This window comes from Streptomyces sp. NPDC001732 (assembly GCF_053596315.1).
Genome location: NZ_JBSFFY010000162.1, coordinates 1 through 3,781 on the forward strand (window position 1 = coordinate 1; position 3,781 = coordinate 3,781).

A 3,781-nucleotide genomic window follows, 5' to 3' on the forward strand; every position below is an offset into this window, starting at 1 on the left:
CGAAGGTGGGTCATCGAGCGCACGATGTCGTGGCTGACCGGCTACCGCCGACTCAACCACCGCTACGAACGCCACCCCCGCAACTACCTGGCCTTCCTCGGCCTCGCCGCCACTCTCTGCTGCTACAAACGACTGGTCCGACTCACCACATAGGACACGGTCTTAGGCCGCCGGTTCAGTCGGCGGGGTGCCCGGCCACGGGTGACGGCAGCTGCAACTGGCCGGCCCACGGCGGGTTCGGCCCGACGACGCCGCAGGTCAGCGCTGCGACCCGAGCGGCGAAAACGCAGGCGTCGAAGACGTCGTCGACCCGCAGATCCGTCAGCCGCCCGCCGAGGAGCCCCTTGGCACCGAGGTGGTGCAGGAAGCCCGCAGTGAAGGAGTCGCCTGCGCCGACGGTGTCGACCACATCGGTCGAAGGCGCCGGCACGGCGGTCCGCTCGCCGTTCAGCGAGGCGACCGCGCCGCGCTCTCCCCGGGTGATCACGACGAGCGGCACACCTGCCGCGTGCCAGGTGTCACAGGCGCGCTCGACCGTGTACTCGGGCAGCAGGAGTTCCAGGTCGTCCTCGCTCAGGCGGAGGATGTCCGCGGTCGTGCACCAGCGCGGCAGGCGTTCGCGGTAGACCTCGGGCGCCACGAGCAGCGGCCGGACGTTCGGGTCGATGGAGATCGTGGCGGAGGCGGAGGCGCGGGTGAAGAAGTCCTCCACGACCGTGCCGCCGGGCTCGCGCACCAGGGCCAGGGAGCCCGAGTGCAAGCAGGTCGTGGAGGTCAGGTCCGCGGCGGCGAGTTCGTCCGCCGTCCACTGCCAGTCCGCGGTGCCCTGGGCGTGGAAGGAGTACGCGGCCCGGCCCTGGGAGTCGAGCTCGGCAACGGCCAGCGTGCTGGGCTCGCGTGCGTGTATCGCGGCCGTGAGGTCGACACCCGAGGCTTCCAGGTGCCCGCGGAACAGACGCCCGAAAACATCGTCGGACAGCCGCGCCAGGAAGCGGGCGGGCGTTCCCAGGCGGGCGAGCGCCACAGCCGTGTTCGCCGGACCGCCGCCCGGCAGGACCCGCAGGGAAAGCTCGCCCGGCACGGGTGCGGGGACGGTGAAGGCGTCCGCGACGCATTCTCCAAGGACGGTGACCAGAGGCAGGCGCATGGTTCGTTCTCTCCAGGTGGGCAGCGCAGGGAGGCTGCGTTTTCAAGGGGCCTTGAGGACGCTCACGGAGAGGGGTGCTCTCGATGTGAGGCGGTGCAGGCGGGCAGTGTTGCCGATTTGTGACGGCGGGAAGGCGTTGACGTTTCCGGGTGGTGGAGTTCATCATCCTCCGCCAGTGATGTCAACGATGACATCAGTCAACGATGACACCACTCCAGTGCGTTCGACAGCAGCAGTCGCTTTGCTCTGCGGCACCTCGCCCCGCGGCCATTCCGCCCTCGTCCAGCAGGAGATCGGCCATGCTTCGCAGAAACCGCACCACCTTCGCCTCCATCGGACTCACCGCTCTCGCCGCCGTCTCGGCGCTGACCCTGACGGCCTGCGGCTCCGGTGCGCAGGGTGCGTCCGGCGGCGACGGGACCAAGGTCGGTCTGATCACCAAGACGGATACGAACCCGTTCTTCGTGAAGATGAAGGAGGGTGCCGAGCAGGCCGCGAAGGCCAACGGCGTCGAGCTCATCAGCGCGGCCGGAAAGTTCGACGGCGACAACGCGGGACAGGTCACCGCGATCGAGAACATGGTCAACTCCGGAGTCAAGGGCATCCTCATCACGCCCAACGACTCCAAGGCGATCGTCCCCGCCCTCGAGAAGGCACGTGCCAAGGGCGTCCTGGTCATCGCGCTCGACAGCCCGACCGCGCCGCAGGACGCCACCGATGCCCTGTTCGCCACCGACAATGTCAAGGCGGGCGAGCTCATCGGTCAGTACGCCAAGGCGGCCATGGGCGGCAAGGGAGCGAAGATCGCCACGCTGGACCTCGCGCCCGGCGTCGCGGTGGGTGTGCAGCGCCACCAGGGCTTCCTGAAGGGCTTCGGCGTCGCGGAGGGCGACCCGTCGATCGTGTGCATGCAGGACACCGGCGGCGACCAGGCCAAGGGCCAGACCGCGATGGAGAACTGTCTCCAGAAGTCCCCGGACATCAACGTCGTCTACACGATCAACGAGCCAGCCGCGCTGGGTGCCTACACCGCGCTCAAGGCGAAGGGCCTGGAGAAGAAGGTGCTCGTCGTCTCCGTCGATGGCGGCTGCACCGGCACGAAGGCCGTCAAGGAGGGCAAGATCGCGGCGACCTCGCAGCAGTACCCGCTCCAGATGGCGTCCCAGGGCGTCAAGGCGGTCGCCGACTTCGCCAAGAACGGCAAGAAGGCGTCCGGCTACACCGACACCGGCGTCACGCTCGTCACCGACGCGGCCAAGACGGGGGTCGATTCCAAGGACACCGCCTACGGCCTGGAGAAGTGCTGGGGCTGATCCCGGTACCAGGGTGTGCTGCGGACGTGACAAGCCGCTCCTGAGGCCGAACGGTCCGAATCCGGCCTCCCCGTCCAGGAGGCCGGCCTCCCACACCCCTAGTGTCCTGCGCCGGAGATTCGTTGGCAGAAACGGGCGAGGGAGTCGAGGATCTCTTCGGCTGTCTTGGTCCAGATGAACGGTGTTGGGTTTTCGTTCCACTCCTTGACCCACGCACGAATGTCGGCTTCCAGGGAACGCACACTTTTGTGTGCACCGCGGCGGATCTTCTGGTCGGCGAGGAAGCCGAACCACCTCTCCACCTGGTTGATCCAGGACGAACCGGTGGGGGTGAAGTGCAGGTGGAATCTGGGGTGTTTGACCAGCCATGCCTTGATGGCCGGTGTCTTGTGGGTGCCGTAATTGTCGCAGATCAGGTGGACCTGGAGGTGCCCAGGAACCTCCTTCTCGATCTTGATGAGGAACTTCTTGAACTCCGCTGCCCGGTGCCGTCGGTGCAGTGAGGTGATGACTTCGCCGGTCGCGACGTCGAAGGCCGCGAAGAGAGTGGTCAGACCGTTCCGGACGTAGTCATGGGTGCGACGCTCGGGCATGCCCGGCATCATCGGCAGCACCGGCTGAGACCGGTCCAGCGCCTGGATCTGCGACTTCTCGTCCACCGACAGCACCACCGCCCCTTCGGGCGGATTGAAGTACAGCCCGACCACGTCGTAGACCTTCTCCACGAACAACGGGTCCGTCGACAGTTTGAACGTGTCCGTCAGATGAGGCTTGAGATGAAACTTCCGCCAGATCCGGCCCACGGTCGACTTCGACAGCCCACTGCGGTCGGCCATCGACTTGCGCGACCAGTGGGTGGCATTCTTCGGCATCTCCTCCAGCGTGCTGACCACGACCGCCTCCACCTGATCGACGCTGATGGTGGGCGGCCGGCCCGGCCGGGGCTCGTCCACCAACCCGTCCAGCCGGCCGGCCAGGAACCGCCGACGCCACTTGCGGACCGTATCCGCCGCTACCCGAAGATCCCGCGCCACCACAACAATCGGCGGAACGTCAGGGCCTGCACACGCCAACACGATCCGCGCCCGTAACGCCACCGCCTGCGCAGACGTCGCCCGCCGGGCCCAACGCTCCAACACCGCACGCTCGTCAACGGACAACAACAACGGTTCCAGCTTCGGACCGCGACGCGGTCCCGGCGCACCCGCAGAAACACTCATACAGGAACTACTGAGGTTTTCAGGGTGGGGTCGGTGGGTTGATAGCCAGGCCCGTGGCGGTGAGGCAGCCGTCGATCAGGTGGGGCCGGATTTGGATTCTG

Annotated in this window: 4 protein-coding genes; 2 read left to right on the plus strand and 2 right to left on the minus strand. The window is 67.2% G+C overall.

Features of this window, described 5'->3' with window-relative positions; genetic code table 11:
- Positions 1-153: transposase (locus tag ACWCXX_RS40825; protein ID WP_451136323.1), on the plus strand; the 153-nt coding region annotated here is incomplete at its 5' end.
- Positions 154-175: 22 nt separating this feature from the next.
- On the opposite strand, the gene ACWCXX_RS40830 is transcribed toward ACWCXX_RS40825, so the two are convergent.
- Positions 176-1,147, minus strand: coding sequence for a carbohydrate kinase family protein (locus ACWCXX_RS40830; RefSeq protein WP_451136317.1), 972 nt, complete (start codon positions 1,145-1,147; stop codon positions 176-178).
- Between the two features lie 299 nt (positions 1,148-1,446).
- Here ACWCXX_RS40830 and ACWCXX_RS40835 point away from each other — a divergent pair, with 299 nt between their 5' ends.
- Complete coding sequence (locus ACWCXX_RS40835) at positions 1,447-2,460, plus strand: substrate-binding domain-containing protein (RefSeq protein ID WP_451136319.1); 1,014 nt, start codon at positions 1,447-1,449, stop codon at positions 2,458-2,460.
- A gap of 98 nt (positions 2,461-2,558) precedes the next feature.
- On the opposite strand, the gene ACWCXX_RS40840 is transcribed toward ACWCXX_RS40835, so the two are convergent.
- Positions 2,559-3,680, minus strand: coding sequence for an IS630 family transposase (locus ACWCXX_RS40840; RefSeq protein ID WP_451136321.1), 1,122 nt, complete (start codon positions 3,678-3,680; stop codon positions 2,559-2,561).
- Between the last annotated feature and the right edge of the window lie 101 nt (positions 3,681-3,781).